At 73.7% G+C, this 15,724-nt stretch carries 15 protein-coding genes and 2 pseudogenes; 9 read left to right on the top strand and 8 right to left on the bottom strand.

Annotation, left to right across the window (positions count from 1 at the left end):
* Positions 1-226: 226 nt before the first annotated feature.
* Together ACLJPL_RS33575 and ACLJPL_RS33570 are read left to right on the top strand one after the other, a co-directional pair.
* Positions 227-1,525 (top strand): DUF6986 family protein, encoded by a 1,299-nt coding sequence (locus ACLJPL_RS33575; protein ID WP_411084735.1) that lies wholly within the window; start codon positions 227-229, stop codon positions 1,523-1,525.
* Positions 1,526-1,619: 94 nt separating this feature from the next.
* Complete coding sequence (locus ACLJPL_RS33570; protein WP_411084734.1) at positions 1,620-2,057, top strand: NUDIX hydrolase; 438 nt, start codon at positions 1,620-1,622, stop codon at positions 2,055-2,057.
* A 23-nt stretch (positions 2,058-2,080) separates the two neighbouring features.
* Here the strand turns inward: ACLJPL_RS33570 and ACLJPL_RS33565 are convergent.
* A pseudogene (locus ACLJPL_RS33565) lies at positions 2,081-2,170 on the bottom strand (CGNR zinc finger domain-containing protein); the annotation flags it as partial.
* Between ACLJPL_RS33565 and ACLJPL_RS33560 the strand changes: the two are divergent.
* Positions 2,167-2,451: pseudogene (locus tag ACLJPL_RS33560) on the top strand (alpha/beta fold hydrolase); the annotation flags it as partial. The pseudogenes ACLJPL_RS33565 and ACLJPL_RS33560 sit on opposite strands and share 4 nt — an antisense overlap.
* 71 nt (positions 2,452-2,522) lie before the next feature.
* Here ACLJPL_RS33560 and ACLJPL_RS33555 read toward each other — a convergent pair.
* Positions 2,523-3,551: a LacI family DNA-binding transcriptional regulator gene (locus ACLJPL_RS33555; protein ID WP_411084733.1), complete on the bottom strand. Its 1,029-nt coding sequence runs from the start codon at positions 3,549-3,551 to the stop codon at positions 2,523-2,525.
* 220 nt (positions 3,552-3,771) lie between these two features.
* Here ACLJPL_RS33555 and ACLJPL_RS33550 point away from each other — a divergent pair, with 220 nt between their 5' ends.
* A complete protein-coding gene (locus ACLJPL_RS33550) occupies positions 3,772-4,701 on the top strand; it encodes an ROK family protein (protein ID WP_411084732.1) in 930 nt (309 codons plus the stop codon).
* A gap of 445 nt (positions 4,702-5,146) precedes the next feature.
* Here ACLJPL_RS33550 and ACLJPL_RS33545 read toward each other — a convergent pair whose 3' ends face one another.
* Positions 5,147-5,323 carry a hypothetical protein gene (locus tag ACLJPL_RS33545; RefSeq protein ID WP_411084731.1) on the bottom strand — a complete coding sequence of 59 codons (177 nt, stop codon included), beginning with the start codon at positions 5,321-5,323 and terminating at the stop codon, positions 5,147-5,149.
* A gap of 231 nt (positions 5,324-5,554) precedes the next feature.
* Here ACLJPL_RS33545 and ACLJPL_RS33540 point away from each other — a divergent pair, with 231 nt between their 5' ends.
* Entirely contained in the window at positions 5,555-6,592 is a 1,038-nt protein-coding gene (locus ACLJPL_RS33540) for an NUDIX domain-containing protein (RefSeq protein ID WP_411084730.1), read from the top strand.
* Positions 6,593-6,871: 279 nt separating this feature from the next.
* Here the strand turns inward: ACLJPL_RS33540 and ACLJPL_RS33535 are convergent, their stop codons facing one another.
* Positions 6,872-8,236 carry a dipeptidase gene (locus tag ACLJPL_RS33535; RefSeq protein WP_411084729.1) on the bottom strand — a complete coding sequence of 455 codons (1,365 nt, stop codon included), beginning with the start codon at positions 8,234-8,236 and terminating at the stop codon, positions 6,872-6,874.
* A gap of 194 nt (positions 8,237-8,430) precedes the next feature.
* Here ACLJPL_RS33535 and ACLJPL_RS33530 point away from each other — a divergent pair, with 194 nt between their 5' ends.
* Complete coding sequence (locus ACLJPL_RS33530; RefSeq protein ID WP_411084728.1) at positions 8,431-9,645, top strand: geranylgeranyl reductase family protein; 1,215 nt, start codon at positions 8,431-8,433, stop codon at positions 9,643-9,645.
* Positions 9,646-9,653: 8 nt separating this feature from the next.
* A complete protein-coding gene (locus tag ACLJPL_RS33525; protein WP_411084727.1) occupies positions 9,654-10,367 on the top strand; it encodes an alpha/beta fold hydrolase in 714 nt (237 codons plus the stop codon).
* A 7-nt stretch (positions 10,368-10,374) separates the two neighbouring features.
* Here ACLJPL_RS33525 and ACLJPL_RS33520 read toward each other — a convergent pair whose 3' ends face one another.
* The gene (locus tag ACLJPL_RS33520) at positions 10,375-10,839 is read right to left on the bottom strand and encodes a nitroreductase/quinone reductase family protein (protein ID WP_411084726.1); all 465 of its coding nucleotides are present in this window, start codon (positions 10,837-10,839) and stop codon (positions 10,375-10,377) included.
* Between the two features lie 114 nt (positions 10,840-10,953).
* On the opposite strand from ACLJPL_RS33520, the gene ACLJPL_RS33515 reads away from it, so the two are divergent.
* The gene (locus ACLJPL_RS33515; RefSeq protein ID WP_411084725.1) at positions 10,954-11,670 is read left to right on the top strand and encodes a TetR/AcrR family transcriptional regulator; all 717 of its coding nucleotides are present in this window, start codon (positions 10,954-10,956) and stop codon (positions 11,668-11,670) included.
* Between the two features lie 23 nt (positions 11,671-11,693).
* Here ACLJPL_RS33515 and ACLJPL_RS33510 read toward each other — a convergent pair whose 3' ends face one another.
* Together ACLJPL_RS33510 and ACLJPL_RS33505 are read right to left on the bottom strand one after the other, a co-directional pair.
* A complete protein-coding gene (locus ACLJPL_RS33510) occupies positions 11,694-12,011 on the bottom strand; it encodes a DUF6332 family protein (protein ID WP_411084724.1) in 318 nt (105 codons plus the stop codon).
* A gap of 110 nt (positions 12,012-12,121) precedes the next feature.
* The gene (locus ACLJPL_RS33505; RefSeq protein ID WP_411084723.1) at positions 12,122-13,249 is read right to left on the bottom strand and encodes an MFS transporter; all 1,128 of its coding nucleotides are present in this window, start codon (positions 13,247-13,249) and stop codon (positions 12,122-12,124) included.
* Between the two features lie 217 nt (positions 13,250-13,466).
* Between ACLJPL_RS33505 and ACLJPL_RS33500 the strand changes: the two genes are divergently transcribed.
* The gene (locus tag ACLJPL_RS33500; RefSeq protein ID WP_411084722.1) at positions 13,467-14,681 is read left to right on the top strand and encodes an ROK family protein; all 1,215 of its coding nucleotides are present in this window, start codon (positions 13,467-13,469) and stop codon (positions 14,679-14,681) included.
* Positions 14,682-15,008: 327 nt separating this feature from the next.
* On the opposite strand, the gene ACLJPL_RS33495 is transcribed toward ACLJPL_RS33500, so the two are convergent.
* On the bottom strand, positions 15,009-15,527 hold the full coding sequence (locus tag ACLJPL_RS33495) for an ATP-binding protein (protein WP_411084721.1): 519 nt from the start codon (positions 15,525-15,527) through the stop codon (positions 15,009-15,011).
* Positions 15,528-15,724 lie beyond the last annotated feature (197 nt).

The raw sequence follows: 15,724 nt of genomic DNA, 5'->3' as shown, positions 1-15,724 counted from the left end.
CGACCTCTTCACCGTCGTCCCCCAACTCACCGAAGAAATCAACACCCGCAAGAACTGAACACACCCCACACGCAACACCCCCGCCCTGGGCCGCACGGTGCACCCCACCGCGCGGCCCAGCGCCGTTCCAGGCCACCATTGACGCAGGTCGAGCGGCCTTATAACTTCACTATACGGATTATTGATTCCGGGAAGCGGAAACAGCCAGAGCGTGGAGGGTACGGTCATGGGTCAGCAGGAGAAGGTGGCAACGAGCCTCGCCGGCACGGTCAGCGAGGAGATCAGCGCCTCCCTCACGGCGGTCGACGCGGAGCTCGCCCGCCGCTACCCGGGAGACCCCGGCACCCGCCAGCCCGTGCACACCGTCTACGTACCGGGTGACGTCTTCGAGCCCGGCACCCTCCGCTCCTGGGGCGACCAGGCGCTGGCCGCCCTCGACGAACACGCCCCCGACGCCTCTTCGTTCGCCGCCGTCCTCGGCATCCCCGAGGAGCTGGCGGGCCCGGTCCACGACCGCGTGCGCGCGAAGCTGGAGCGCGAGCCCGTCGAGGACCTGCGCATCGACTTCGAGGACGGTTACGGCCCCCGCCCGGACGCCGAGGAGGACGAGGCCGCGGCCCGCGCCGCCCGGCTGGTCTCGGAGGCGTACGAGAACGGCACCGCGGCCCCGTACATGGGCATCCGGATGAAGTGCATGGAGGCCGGCGTACGCGATCGGGGCATCCGCACCACGGACGTCTTCCTCACCGGCCTGATGGCGGCGGGCGGGCTTCCCGAAGGGCTCGTGCTGACCCTGCCGAAGGTGACGTACCCCGAGCAGGTCACCGCCTTCGTCCAGCTCCTCGAAGCCTTCGAGAAGGCCCACGGGCTCGACGCGGGGCGGATCGGCTTCGAGATCCAGATCGAGACCAGCCAGTCGATCCTGGCCTCGGACGGGACCGCCGCCGTCGCCCGCATGATCGACGCCGCACGGGGCCGGGCGACCGGGCTGCACTACGGCACCTTCGACTACAGCGCCTGCGTCGGCGTCAGCGCCGCCCACCAGGCCAGCGACCACCCGGCCGCCGACCACGCCAAGGCCGTCATGCAGGTCGCCGCCGCCGGCACCGGCGTACGCGTCTCCGACGGCTCCACCAACGTCCTGCCGGTCGGCCCGACCGCCCAGGTCCACGAAGCCTGGCGGCTCCACTACGGCCTCACGCGCCGCGCTCTGGCCCGCGCGTACTACCAGGGCTGGGACATGGCCCCCGGGCATCTGCCGACGCGTTACGCGGCCGTCTACGCCTTCTACCGCGAGGGCCTGGAGCCGGCCGCCGCCCGGCTCGCCGCGTACGTCGCCAAGGCCGGCGGGGACGTCATGGACGAGCCCGCCACGGCCAAGGCGCTGAGCGGCTATCTGCTGCGCGGCATCGACTGCGGCGCGCTGGACGCCGCCGAGGTGGCCCGGCTCACCGGCCTCACCCGCGCGGACCTGGACGCCTTCGCCTCGCCGCGCCGGGGGGACCTGACGGTCACGGCTCCGTAGGGGGCGTCGTCGTGGGGGCGTGCGCCCGGGGGTAGGGTCCGGGTCTACCGGTCGCGGCCGTCGCGGCGGTTGAGTCGAGTGGAGGCGGGCGGGGATGGCCGACGTTCACGTGCGGACCCGTGTGTCGGCGTACGCCATCGCGGTGGAGGGCGGCCGACTCCTCCTGGCCCGACTCTCGGACGCCTCACCGGTTTTCCTGCCGGGGCTGTGGCATCTGCCCGGGGGAGGCGTCGATCCGGGCGAGCAGCCCGTGGAAGCCCTGACGCGTGAGCTCCGCGAGGAGACGGGACGCGAACCCGCCGCCGCCCGGCTGCTCGACGCGAGGACGTACGCGGTCCGCCGGGGCGGCGTGAACTGGAATCTCGTCGCGCTGTTCTACGCCGTCGACCTCGGGGCCGGGGAGTCGGTGGTCGCGGAGATCGACGGGTCCACCGACGCGGTGGCCTGGCTCCCCCTGGCCGAGCTGCGGGACTCCATGCTGTCGCCGGCGGCCGTCGACGCTCTCCGCATGCTGGAGAGGCCCGCCGCGTAGCCCGTCCGCGGAGGCGGCCCCTGTGCGCCCCTGCGGGCGCGGTACGCCCGCATCCTGTGCCGGGCGCCGCACCCGTCCATGTCGCACCACACGCCGTTCGACGACGGCGCGCGGCGAGCAGGGCAGGGCGGCGTACTGCCGCCAGTACGGGCGGCTCGAGCGGGCGGGCACCGACGAGTTCCGGCATCTGCCGGGGCCGGCGCCGGTGCCGACCCGGATCATCCGGGGGCGCGAGGACGGGTTCCTCGCCCCGCCCATCGCCGAGCGGCCGCACGCGCTGATCCCGCACTCCGAGCTGCACTGGGTGGAGGGGGCGGGCCACGCGATCCAGCAGGAGGACGCGCCCCCGCGGCTCCTGGCGCTGCTCACCCGGGAGTTTCCCGCGGCGGCCTGACGGGGGCCTCGGGCGGGCGGAGCGACGGGCCTCGGGAGCGGAGCAATGAGCCTCGGGCGGCCGAACGGGCCTCAGGCGGGCGGCAGTTCGCCCGAACCGCGCGGGATCAGCTTGGTCGGCAGTTCCACCCGGACCGGGGCGTGGTCGGCGCCGTCCAGGCGGCGGAAGAGGTGCTCGGCGGCGGTCCTGCCGACCGCCGCCGCGTCCTGCGAGATGACGGTGATGCCGAGCAGATCGGCCAGCTCGATGTCGTCGAACCCGACCAGCGCGACGGGCCCCTCCCGCTCCGCGATCACCCGGACCGCCGTCACCGTCACCCGGTTGTTCCCCGCGAAGAGCGCGGTGACCGGCTCGGGCCCGCCGAGCATCTTCTCGGCGGCGTCGCGGACCCGGCCCGGCTCGGTTGAGCCGAGGGAGACCCAGGCGTCCTCCACGGTGATCCCCGCGTCCGTCATGGCGGTGTGGTAGCCGCGAAGACGCTCGGTGGCGGTGTGGATGCGGGGCTGGTCGCCGATGAACCCGATCCTGCGGTGGCCGTGCGCGATCAGATGGGCCACGCCCTCCCGGGCGCCGCCGAAGCTGTCGGAGAGCACCATGTCCGCGTCGACCCGGCCCGCCGGGCGGTCCACGAAGACCGTGGCGACGCCCGCCTTTATCTCCGGCTCCAGATACCGGTGGTCGTCGCCCGCCGGGATCACGATGAGACCGTCCACGCGGCGTGCGCACAGGGCGAGGACGAGCTCCTGCTCGCGCTCGGGGTCCTCGGCGCTGGAGCCGTTGATGAGCAGGGCCCCGTGCGCGCGGGCGACCTCCTCCACGGCCCGGCTCAGCGGGCCGTAGAAGGGGTCCGCCAGATCCTCCAGGACCAGACCGATGGAGGCCGTGCGCCCCTTGCGGAGCACGCGGGCGCTGTCGTTGCGGCGGAAGCCCAGCGCGTCGATCGCCTCCTGCACGCGGCGCTCGGTGTCGGGCGTGACGCCGGGCTCGCTGTTCACCACCCGGGAAACCGTCTTGAGGCCCACTCCGGCGCGGGCCGCCACGTCCTTCATGGTCGGCCGGTTGCCGTATCGGGTCTCGGAATGGCGGGCGGTCCGGTCCACGGTGCGCTGTCCTGTCGTCGGATACGGGCGGGAGGGCGATCGGCGATTCGGGCGGCATTCGGGCGCCCCGGGCGGGCCTGCGGAGCCCGCTGCGGGCACGAACGGAGGCCGTGGCGTCGAGCATAGGCCCTGGACAACGTTGTCAACGCCAGGGAGACTGTGCAGACTATTGACTGAACGCGCAGGTCCGTCCCTTCACTCGTCCGGAGAAGCCACACCGATGCATACCGACCTCGTCGCCGCGCTCGACATCGGCGGCACCAAGATCGCCGGCGCGCTCGTCGACGGCGGCGGAAACCTCCTCGTACGGGCGCAGCGTCCCACGCCCGCACGGGAGGGGGCCGAGGCGGTGATGGACGCCGTGGACGAGGTGCTGGGCGAGCTGACGGCCTCACCGCTGTGGGGCCGCGCGGACTTCGCCGGGATCGGCAGCGCGGGGCCGGTCGACGCGGCCGCGGGCACGGTCAGCCCGGTCAACGTCCCCGGCTGGCGCGACTTCCCGCTGGTGGAGCGGGTGCGGAAGACGACCGGCGGACTGCCGGTGGCGCTGGTCGGCGACGGGGTCGCGATGACGGCGGCCGAGCACTGGCTCGGGGCGGCGCGCGGCTACGACAACGCGCTGTGCCTCGTCGTGTCCACGGGTGTCGGCGGCGGCCTGGTCCTGGGCGGCGCCCTGCACCCCGGACCCTCCGGCAACGCCGGGCACATCGGCCACATCAGCGTCGACCTGGACGGCGACCCGTGCCCCTGCGGGGCCCGCGGCTGCGTGGAGCGCATCGCCAGCGGCCCGAACATCGCCCGCCGTGCCCTGGAGGGCGGCTGGCTGCCCGGCCCGGACGGCGACACCACGGCCGCCGCGGTCGCCGCCGCCGCGCGCGCCGGGGACCCGGTCGCCATCGCCTCGTACGAGCGGGCGGCCCAGGCGCTCGCGGCCGGGATCGCCGCCACCGCCACCCTGGTCGAGATCGACATCGCGGTGATCGGCGGGGGAGTGGCGGGCGCCGGCGAGGTGCTCTTCGCACCGCTGCGCCGCAGCCTGCGGGACTACGCCACGCTCTCCTTCGTACGGGGACTGACGGTCGCGCCCGCCGTGATGGGCACCGACGCGGGCCTGGTCGGCGCGGCGGCCGCGGCGATCGCGCTGCGCTAGGCACCGCACCCCGGCGCACGGGTCCTCGGCGACACTCCGGCGCACGCGCTCCCGGCAACGTCCGGCACGATCCCCCGGCGCACGGGTCCTCAGCGGCGTTCCGTACGACGCTCTGGCGCACGGGTCCTCAGCGGCGTTCCGTACGACGCTCCGGAGCACGGGTCCTCAGCGGCGTTCCGTACGACGCTCCGGAGCACGGGTCCTCAGCGGCGTTCCGTACGACGCTCTGGCGCACGGCTCCTCAGCGGCGTTCCGTACGACGCTCCGGAGCACGGGTCCTCGAGGGCGTTCCGTACGACGCTCCGGCGGACGCGCCCCCGCGGCGGCCGGGACCGTCTCACGGCGCACACGCCCCCCCCCGGCGGCCGGCGCCATCCAGCGCACGCACCCCCGGCCGCGACCCCATGGCGCACGCACCCCCGCCCGTGTCCGGCGCGACGCTCCGTCAGCGGCCCGCGTTCGCGGGTTGTTGGGGCACGACCACGAGAAAGACGTCGTGGTCCAGGTCCATGACGACCTCCGCCGCCAGACCCTCGCCGCGGCGCGCGGCCGCGAACTCCTCCGCCGGCCGGCTGCCGCGCGGGTCTCCTGCCGGGAACTGTTCGAGAATCGTCCGCCGCACGGCGCACCCCTTGATGTCCTGTGCCGCCGGCCCATGCCGTTGGCCCGGCGGCTGACTGCTCCAACGACCCCGGCCCGTCACCGTTACGGGTGCCCCGTACCCCGGCTTCGTACCGCCGGGACCCCTGAAATCGTGCCGGATGCCGCATCCCGGCAACGCCGTCGCCGCGGCGGGGTTTCTGCGGCAGGGTGTTGCGGGCAAGCCACAGGGGGCTACGGAAGAGGGGGAACCGTGATCGTTTGGATCAACGGGGCCTTCGGCGCGGGCAAGACCAGCGCCGCGGGCGAACTGATCGAGCTGATCCCGAACAGCACCTTGTACGACCCGGAACTCACCGGAGCGGGGCTGCGCGGGCTGCTGCCCCAGAAGAGGCTGGCCGAGGTGAGCGACTTCCAAGACCTGGGGATCTGGCGGCGGCTCGTGGTGGACACGGCGGCCGCGCTGCTCGCCGAGACGCCCGGGGTGCTGGTGGTGCCGATGACCCTGCTGCGGCAGGAGTACCGCGACGAGATATTCGGTGGGCTCGCCTCCCGGCGCATCCCGGTCCGGCATGTGCTCCTCTCGCCTGAGGAAACGATCCTGCGCAGACGGATAGCGGGCCGGGTGGAGTGTCCCGGCGACCGTGAGCACAGCGAGCGGGTCAACCGGTGGGCGCTGGACCACATCGGCCCCTACCGCGACGCGCTCGGCTGGATCACCGCGGACGCCCATGTCGTGGACAACGGCGCCCTCACCCCGCGCGAGACCGCCGAGCGCATCGCCGAGGCCGTCCGCACCGGGGCCGCGGGGGCGTGCGAGATCGTGCAGAGCCCCGAGCCGACCGCCGCGACCGTCGCGGCCGGGGTCCTGCTCTTCGACGAACAGGACCGGGTGCTGCTCGTCGACCCCACGTACAAGCCCGGCTGGGAGTTCCCCGGCGGGGTCGTGGAGGAGGGGGAGGCTCCGGCGCAGGCGGGGGTGCGGGAGGTGGCCGAGGAGATAGGGCTCCGGCTCGACCGGACCCCGACCCTGCTCCTCGTCGACTGGGAGTCGCCCGCCCCGCCCGGTTACGGCGGACTGCGCTTCCTCTTCGACGGGGGGCTCTTGCGGTCCGAGGACGCCGGCCGACTGCTGCTGCCCGGCTCCGAGCTGCGCGGCTGGCGCTTCGTCACGGAGGAGGAGGCGGCGGGGATGCTGCCGCCCACCCGGTACGAGCGGCTGCGCTGGGCCCTGCGGGCGCGCGAGCGGTCCACGGTGCTCAACCTGGAGGCCGGCGTGCCGGTGGGCTGAGGGCGCGCCCCGGGCGCCCGGACGCCGACTTTCCCGATTCACCGATTCTCCCGATTCGCGGACCAGCGCGATGGTCCCGGAGGGAAATGCCGCTATGAGTATCGATGAGCAGCCCTCCGATGTTCTGGCGCGGTCCACGTCGATCACGCCGAGCAGCACCTCACCGTCGCTCGCGACGGGCGTCCCCGGTCGAGCGGATCCGCCTCCGGTCGCGGGGCCTCCGCTGCGGCCGACCGGAATCGGCCGTCGCGGAGTCGCCCCTTTCCCGGCTGCGCCGGGTCAGACCTTCTTGGAGTCCGCGTAGTTGCGCAGGAACAGCGCCTCGGCGACGGACATCCGCTCCAGCTCCTCGGGAGACACGCTCTCGTTCACCGCGTGGATCTGCGCCTCGGGCTCGCTCAGCCCGATCAGCAGGATCTCCGACTGGGGGTAGAGCGACGCCAGCGTGTTGCAGAGCGGGATCGAGCCGCCCATGCCGGAGGTCTGCATCTCCTGGCCCGGGTAGGCGTCCCGCATCGCGTCCGCCATCGCCGTGTACGCCGGGCTGGCCGTGTCCGCGAGGAACGGCTGGCCCTGGCCCACCTGCTCCACCGCGACCCGCGCGCCCCACGGGGTGTGCGACTCCAGGTGTGCGGTGAGCAGCTTCGTCGCCTCGGCGGCGTCGTGGCCGGGCGGCACCCGCAGGCTGATCTGGGCCCGCGCGCTCGCCTGCACGGACGGGGTCGCGCCGACCACCGGCGGGCAGTCGATGCCGATCACGGTGACGGCGGGCCGCGCCCAGATCCGGTCCGCGACCGTGCCCGTGCCGATCAGCTCCACCCCGTCGAGCACCTTGGCGTCCTGCCGGAACTCCGCCTCCGGGTACTGGAGACCGTCCCAGTCGGCGTCGCCGGTGAGACCGTCGACCGTCGTCGTCCCGTTCTCGTCGCGCAGCGAGGCCAGCAGCTGGATCAGCGCGGCCAGGGCGTCGGGGGCCGCACCGCCGAACTGTCCCGAGTGCAGGTTCCCTTCGAGGGTGTCGAGCCGCACGCGCAGCATCGTCATCCCGCGCAGCGTCGCCGTGACGGTGGGCAGCCCGGCCCGGAAGTTCCCGGCGTCGCCGATGACGATCGTGTCGGCCTCGAGCAGCTCCGGGTGCGCCTCCGCGTACCGCTCCAGACCGCCGGTGCCCTGCTCCTCGGAGCCCTCGGCGATGACCTTCACCGAGACCGGGACGCCGCCGTTCGCCTTGAGGGCGCGCAGCGCGAGCAGATGCATGATGAACCCGCCCTTGCAGTCCGCCGCGCCCCTGCCGAACCAGCGCCCGTCGCGGTCGGTGAGCTCGAACGGCGGGGAGAGCCACGCCGACTCGTCCAGCGGCGGCTGGACGTCGTAGTGCGCGTAGAGCAGTACGGTCGGGGCTCCGGCGGGTCCCGGCAGGAAACCGTAGACCGACTGCGTGCCGTCAGGGGTGTCGAGCAGGGCGACGTCCGTGAAGTCCTCGGCGCGCAGCGCGTCCGCGACCCAGTTCGCCGCCGCCTCGCACTCGCTCTTCGGGAACACCGCGGGGTCCGCCACCGACTGGAACGCGACCAGCTCGGCCAGTTCCGCCCGGGCACGGGGCATCAGCGAGGCGACGGTCTCGGAAATCGGGCGGGCGGTCATGGGCACGCTCCTCGTGGGTGCGACGTTAAGGGTAGGGCGCGGTATGTACGCGACCGTGCGGGGCGCCGTGGTTGCGGCGTCGTTCGTACGACGAAATCATGGCCGATCCTCCCACAGGGGGGCGCGGTCACAACGCGCCGTAGGATGCCGTGAGCAGCTGGGGCCACTGGTCGGATCGGGAGCAGAAGCACATCGTGAGCAGCGAGAACGCAGACGCCGGACGTGAGCACGAAGAGTCGTTGGTCTGGGACGTCGTCGTCGTCGGCGCCGGACCGGCCGGCGCATCGGCGGCGTACGCGGCAGCCGTGGCGGGCCGAAGGGTCCTGCTCCTGGAGAAAGCGGAACTGCCGCGTTACAAGACCTGCGGCGGCGGCATCATCGGGTTCTCCCGGGATTCCCTGCCGCCGGGGTTCGAACTGCCCCTGAAGGACCGCATCCACGCGGTCACCTTCTCCCTCAACGGGAAGCTCGCCCGCACCCGCCGCTCCCGGCGCATGCTCTTCGGGCTCATCAACCGCCCCGAGTTCGACGCCGGGCTGGTGGAGGAGGCGCAGAAGGCGGGCGCCGAACTGCGCACCGGAGCCTCGGTGGTGCGGGTGGAGCAGCACGGACCGGCCGTGCCCGACCGGCGTACGGTCGCCGTGGTGCTGGCCGGCGGGGAGACCGTGCTGGCGCGGGCGGTCGTCGGCGCGGACGGCAGCGCGGGCCGGATAGGAGCACATGTCGGGGTGAAGCTCGACCAGGTCGACCTGGGCCTGGAGGTGGAGATCCCGGTTCCGGCGACGGTGGCGGAGGACTGGGCGGGCCGGGTGCTCATCGACTGGGGCCCGATGCCCGGGAGTTACGGCTGGGTGTTCCCCAAGGGCGACACGCTGACGGTCGGGGTGATCTCGGCGCGCGGCGACGGCGCGGGCACCAAGCGGTATCTGGAGGACTTCATCGCCCGCCTCGGCCTCGCCGGGTTCGAGCCGTCCATCTCCTCCGGCCATCTGACCCGGTGCCGGAGCGACGACTCGCCGCTCTCGCGCGGCCGGGTCGTGGTCTGCGGCGACGCGGCGGGCCTCCTGGAGCCGTGGACCCGGGAGGGCATCTCCTTCGCGCTGCGCTCCGGCCGGCTCGCGGGCGAGTGGGCGGTGCGGATCGCCGAGTCGCACGACGCGGTGGACGCCCGCCGCCAGGCCCTGAACTACGCGTTCGCCATCAAGGCCGGGCTCGGCGTGGAGATGGGCGTCGGCCGCCGCATGCTCAAGCTGTTTGAGCGCCGCCCGGGCGTGCTGCACGCGGTGCTCACCGGCTTCCGCCCGGCCTGGAAGGCGTTCGCCGGGATCACCCGGGGCACGACGTCGCTGGCCGAGCTCGTCCGCACGCACCCGCTGGCGCAGCGGGCGTTGAGCGCGATGGACCGCTGACGCGCGCAATGGGCGCTGCCGCGGTGCTCGTTCACGGCCTGTACCACCGCCCCGGGCACTTCGCCCCGGTCGCGGCGGCCCTGCGGGCCGAGGGGATCGAGGTGGCCGTACCCGAACTCCACCGGGGGTCCCTGGCCGCCGACACGGCAGCGGTCCAGGCCGCCGTCGACGCGCTGGAGGAGCCTGCGGTCCTGCTGGGCCACTCCTACGGCGGGTCGGTGATCACCGGGGTGCGCGGGGCGCTCCACCTGGTGTATCTGGCGGCCTTCGTACCGGACGCCGGCGAGAGCGCGGCGGCCCTCGGCGGGGCGTCCTCCCGACTGCGCGAGGCGATCGTGCCCGGACCTGACGGTACGACGTCCCTGCATCCCGGCCGGGCGGTCGACGCTCTCTACGGCGACTGTCCCGGGCCCCTCGCCGCCTGGGCGGTCGGCCTGTTGCGCCCGCAGGCCCCGGGCTGCGGGCGGGGAGTCCCGGAGCACCGGAGCTGGAAGCGCACCCCCTCCACCTATGTCGTCTGCGCGCGGGACCGGGCGGTCGACCCGGCTCTGCAACGTACGCTCGCCGCCCGCTGCACCCACGCGCGCGAGTGGCCGACGGGGCACTCGCCGTTCGTCTCGCGGCCCGCCCTCGTCGTCGCTCTGGTGAGGGAGCTGCTCACCGGTTCCGGCGTGGCGGCGCGGCGGGCCGAGGAGGCCGGCGGGGACACGGCCGACCGGTGACCGTTCCTCAGCTGTCCACCGTGATGCGGAAGACGGGATGGTCCGGGCAGGCCGCCAGGAGTTCCGCGTCCGTGGACTTCGCCGTGACGCCCTGGAAGTACTGGTCGACCTCCCACCCCCACCGCTTCAGGTAGGCCCGGACGATCTGTGCCTTCTGTTCGTCGTCGGGGATCTCCACGGCGGAGAAGGCGCGGGTTCTGCGCCCGACCCGCAGTTCACCGCCGCCCGCGACGCGCATGTTGCGCACCCACTGGGAGTGGCCCCGGGCCGAGACGAGGTACTGGGCGCCCCCGAAGGCGTGCGGGTTGACGGGGACGCGCTGCATCCGGCCGCTCCTGCGTCCCCGTACCGACATCTCGGCGGCTCCGCCGAGGCTGACGCCGTACCGGGCGAGCCGGCCGATGACCTTGTTGAGGCGCTTGGCGGCCGGACTGGCCTGAAGGTAGTACGGCTGCGACACGGTGACCCCCACGGCTGGAGAGAGCGGTGCTCTCGCTTGAGATCAGTGTGCGCGGAAGTGACGCCTAAAGCAAGAGCAGTGCTCTCGTTATGGTTCGGTGCTCTGAGGGCGTGGCAGACTGATCTCATGAGCACCATCCGAGGAGCCCGCGAACGCGCCCGCAGGGAAGTGACCGCCGCGATCAAAGACGAGGCCAGGAAGCAACTGGCGGTGGAGGGTGCGGCCAGACTCTCCCTGCGCGCCGTCGCCCGCGAGCTGGGCATGGTCTCCTCCGCGCTCTACCGCTACTTCCCGAGCCGCGACGACCTGCTCACCGCGCTGATCGTCGACGCGTACGACGCGATCGGCGAGGCTGCGGAAGGCGCGCGCGCCACCGCCGACCGGGCCCGGCCCGCCCCGGCCCCGTACGCCGTGCGCTGGGTCGCCGTGGCCTGCGCCGTACGGCAGTGGGCCCTGGTCCACCCCCATGAGTACGCCCTGATCTACGGTTCGCCCGTTCCCGGCTACAGCGCCCCCATGGACACGGTGGGCCCCGCCTCGCGGGTCGGCCGGGTGCTCATCGGCCTGGTGCGGGACGCGTCCCGGGCCGATGGTCTCGTCGTGCCTCCCCTCGCGCCGGAACTGCGCCCCGAGGCCGAGCGGATGGCCGCCGAGCTGGCTCCGGACCTCCCGCCCGCCGCCGTCGCGGCCCTCGTCGCGGCCTGGGCCCAGCTCTCCGGCCTGATCTCCTTCGAGCTCTTCGGTCAGTTCAACCGGGTCGTCGAGGCGCGCGAAGTGTTCTTCCGGCAGGCCGCGGGAGGGCTGGCCCGCTCGGTCGGGCTGCGCGGCGGGCCGGCCGGCTGACGGCGGGCGGGATGCGGGCCGGTCTACGAGTCGACGCCGGCGGGTCCCGAGCGGCTCGGCCGCTCCGGGCCCGGGCCGGGTCCCGCGTCGGGCAGCAGGACGCCCTCCTGCCGGGGGAAGCGCCACAGGACATGGACGACCCGCGCGACGAAGACCAGCACGGCGACCGTGGCGGCGACGCCGAGAACCACCTTGCGCGCGGTGCCGCCGAGGTCGAGGAGGAGCAGACTCGGGAAGAGGATCCCCGCACCGGTGACGGCGGCCAGAACGACGGCGCTGATCAGCGCGTAGCCGATCTCGATCGTCATCGCGTCCCGCTCCGCCTGTGTCCGCCGCCCCATGGGGTCAGTCTCCCAGGCGCGACGCCCGAACAAACACGCGATGGGCCTTGATGGGCACGCGGCACCTCGACTGCCGGGGCCCGCCCGGCTCACGCCCCCCGAACCGCCGCTCAGGCGTGCGTGGCGTTACGGGCTCCGTACCCCAGTACGGCCGCTGCCGCGGCGAGCAGGGCCACGGTCGTCAGCGCCACCGGCAGCGAGAACCAGTCGGCCAGGAAGCCGATCGCGGGCGGGCCCAGCAGCATGCCGCCGTAGCCCAGCGTCGAGGCGGCGGCCACCCCGCTCGGCCCGGCCAGTTCGCCGGCCCGGCCCACGGCTACGGGGAAGATGTTGGCCAGCCCCAGGCCCGTGACCGCGAACCCGGCGAGCGCAAGCCAGGCGGTCGGCGCGAGTGCGCCCAGCAGCATTCCGGCCGCGGCGACCACGCCGCCGAGGACCAGGGTGCGGGTCTGGCCCAGCCGTTCCAGGAGCATGGTCCCGGTGAGCCTGCCGATGGTCATCGTCAGGGCGAACAGCGCGTATCCGGCGGCGGCGAGCCCGGGGTGGGCGTCCAGGTCCTGTTCCAGGTGGAGCGCGCCCCAGTCGGCCAGCGCGCCTTCCCCGTACGCCGTGCACAGGGCGATCACGCCGAAGAGCAGGACGATCCGGCGGGCCCGCGGGTCGAGCTTCCGCCTGGGCTCCCGCTGCTGCTGCGTCCGCGTCGTGGGGGCCGTGGGGACCGGGCGGTGACGCAGGAGGGCGGGCCCCGCGAAGGCGGTGACCAGTAGCCCGACAGCGGCGAGGAGGAAGAGATGGGTGGAGGCGGACAGACCGCCCGCCACCAGTCCGCCGAGACCGGCGCCGATCATGCCGCCGAGACTGAACGCCGCGTGGAAGCTCGGCATCACGGGCCGGCGCAGTGCGGCGACCAGATCGACGGCGGCGCTGTTCATCGCCACGTTCATCCCGCCGTACGCCGCTCCGAAGACCAGCAGGACGAGACCGAGCGAGAGCGCCGAGTGGGTCCGGGCGGGCAGGGCGATGCTCAGCGGGAGCAGGATTCCGCAGGCCACGGTCACCACGTGGCTGCCGTAACGGCGGCAGAGCCGGCCGGTGAGCATCATGGTGATCACCGCGCCGGCGGAGACGCCGAGCAGGGCGAGGCCGAGGGTGGAGGCGGAGGCGCCGGTCTGCTGCTTGATGGCCGGGATACGGACCACCCAGCCGGCGAAGAGGAAACCGTCGAGGGCGAAGAACACGGTCAGCGCGGTACGGAGGCGGGCCGACGAGGGTGGGGCGGTGTTTCCGCCAGGTCCCCCCGGAAGGGCCGTCCGCAGTTTGTTTAGTTGCGGCACAAACTCAGCATAGGGGCGCGCGGACGACGGACGCAAGACGGCTGACGGAGCGAGGCGTCCCCCCTCCCGGCATGCTCCCTCGGCGTCCGGAGGGCCTCCGGATCATGGGAGACTCGCCCTCATGAACGGCAAGGCGACCACCACCCGGACGAAGCTGGAGAGAGGCCGCAGTGCGCTCGGGCCCGCACTGGAACTGGTGCACACCGGGCGCGCCCCCACGCGCGCCGTCCTCACCTCCGAACTCGGCGTCACCCGGGCCACCGCCGGGGCGGTCGCCGCGGAGCTGGAGGCGCTCGGGCTGATCCGGGTCGACTCCAGCCCCGGTTCGGCGGCCGGTTCGCAGGGCCGCCCCTCGCACCGGCTGGCCGTCCTGGAGACCGGTCCCGTCGTCCTCGCCGCCCAGGTGCACGCGGACGGCTTCCGGGCCGCTCTCGTCGGGCTCGGCGGCCGGATCGTCGCCACGACGCCGGGCTGCGTCACGGTGATGGCCGACCCCGCGCAGGTGCTCGGCGAGGTCGTGGGCGCGGGGGCGGAGCTGCTGCGCACGAGCGGGCTGCGCTGCGTCGGGGCCGGACTCGCCGTGCCCTCGGCGGTCGCCGAACCCGAGGGAACCGCCCTCAACCCGCTGCACCTCGCCTGGCCCGCGGGCTCGCCGGTCCGGGACATCTTCGCCGCCTGCGTACGCGACGCGGGCATCACGGGCCCCGCCTTCACCGGAAACGACGTCAACCTCAGCGCGCTGGCCGAGCACCGGCACGGCGCCGGACGCGGAGCCCAGCACCTCCTGTGCGTCGCCACCGGACACCGGGGCGTCGGCGGGGCCCTGGTGCTCGACGGCCGCCTGCACAGCGGGAGTTCGGGGCTCGCGCTGGAGGTCGGGCACCTCACGGTGAACCCCGAGGGGCGGCCCTGCCACTGCGGTGGACGAGGCTGCCTCGACGTGGAGACGGACCCGCTCGCCTTCCTCGTCACCGCGCGCCGCGACCCGGGCCCGGAGGAGTCGCTCCTCAAGCAGGCCGGCGGCCTGCTGCGCACGGAGTACGAGGACGTGGACGTGCGCAACGCCGCCGACGCGCTGATCGACCGTCTGGGCCTGGGCCTCGCCGGGCTCGTCAACATCCTCAACCCGGACCGGATCATCCTCGGCGGCCTCCATCGTGACCTGCTGGAGGCGGACCCGGAACGGCTGCGCGCCGTCGTCGCCGACCGCAGTCTGTGGGGCCGCAGCGGCAGCGTGCCCATCCTGCCCTGCACCCTGACGCACAACAGCCTCGTGGGCGCGGCCGAACTGGCCTGGCAGCCGGTGCTCGACGACCCGCTCGCGGTACTCGCCTGACGCCCGGCCGCCCGCCCGCCGGGTCCGGCTCGTCGGCCCGGGCGCACCACTGCCGCCCCCGTTCGGCTTCCCGTCCCGCGGCGCCCCTGGTCGCGATGCGCGTGCGGATCTTGTAGACCATCCCGTTGACGACCCGTCGTGCGTCTGTCCCGGGCCGCCCGGTCACGGCTGAGGGTATGACCGGAGCGCGGGCGGCCTCGGTCAGCCGGCCCGGAGTGCTCAGGCGGACTGCGCGCAACAGCGGGTCGGAAAGCGGGGGAGTCCCGCGGCAGAGGTCCGGCCGTGCGGCGTTCAGCTCCCCGCACGGCCGGGGGCCCGTCCCTCCCGTCAGCCGACGACGGCCGATCGGGCGGGGGTGGCCACGATGGCCTCGGGGCTGATGGAGACGGACCCGAAGGGCCCGTCCGTCGTCGACCCGTAGACCGCGAGCGGTGGCAGGGTGGAGGTGCCGCAGACCGCCGGCAAGGTGAACCAGACGGCCTTTCCGGCCGCGCCGCACGGCCGTACGCCCCAGCTTTCGCTGACCGCGGCGATCAGGGCCAGACCCCGGCCCGAGGTGGCGAAGGAATCCGCCTCGTTCACCGTGGGGACACGGGGGTCGTGGTCGTGGACGGAGACCGTCAGCCGGTCGAGCAGCAGCTCGATGTCGACGGTGCATGACTTGTCCGGCTGTGCGTGCCGGTGAACATTGGTCAGGAGTTCGGTGACGCCCAGGGCTGCCTGGTCGATCAGAGGATCGAGATGCCAGTAGCGCAGTTGCGCCGAGATGATTCTGCGGACCTGACCGATCCGCGACGGCAGGGCTTGGAGCTCCACCGTGCAGTGCCTGCTTGGCTCGCTGATCACGGCTGCGACTCCCCGAAATAGGTCCGGAAGAAGACGAACGAAACGAACGGAGCCGGCGGGCGACTGACTGCCGAATCCGCTCTGCTCTTGTCGTGTCTGCTCGTGTCGCGCGATCCGATCCGGGGGACCGGATCACTCTGTCACCGATGGTGCACCTTCAGTGACGTGGGTCCAGCGTGGCCCAGCCCTTACGGCTT

The organism is Streptomyces sp. cmx-18-6 (genome assembly GCF_046548915.1).
In the GTDB taxonomy this organism is placed as follows: domain Bacteria; phylum Actinomycetota; class Actinomycetes; order Streptomycetales; family Streptomycetaceae; genus Streptomyces.
This window is presented reverse-complemented; position numbering and strand designations above follow the sequence as displayed.

What these genes read in the sequence shown, in the direction of transcription:
- ACLJPL_RS33575 (WP_411084735.1), top strand. Translation starts at nt 227, where the DNA reads ATGGGTCAGCAGGAGAAGGTGGCAACGAGCCTCGCCGGCACGGTCAGC.
- ACLJPL_RS33570 (WP_411084734.1), top strand. Translation starts at nt 1,620, where the DNA reads ATGGCCGACGTTCACGTGCGGACCCGTGTGTCGGCGTACGCCATCGCG.
- ACLJPL_RS33550 (WP_411084732.1), top strand. Translation starts at nt 3,772, where the DNA reads ATGCATACCGACCTCGTCGCCGCGCTCGACATCGGCGGCACCAAGATC.
- ACLJPL_RS33535 (WP_411084729.1), bottom strand. Translation starts at nt 8,236, where the DNA reads ATGACCGCCCGCCCGATTTCCGAGACCGTCGCCTCGCTGATGCCCCGT.
- ACLJPL_RS33525 (WP_411084727.1), top strand. Translation starts at nt 9,654, where the DNA reads ATGGGCGCTGCCGCGGTGCTCGTTCACGGCCTGTACCACCGCCCCGGG.
- ACLJPL_RS33515 (WP_411084725.1), top strand. Translation starts at nt 10,954, where the DNA reads ATGAGCACCATCCGAGGAGCCCGCGAACGCGCCCGCAGGGAAGTGACC.
- ACLJPL_RS33510 (WP_411084724.1), bottom strand. Translation starts at nt 12,011, where the DNA reads ATGGGGCGGCGGACACAGGCGGAGCGGGACGCGATGACGATCGAGATC.
- ACLJPL_RS33500 (WP_411084722.1), top strand. Translation starts at nt 13,467, where the DNA reads ATGAACGGCAAGGCGACCACCACCCGGACGAAGCTGGAGAGAGGCCGC.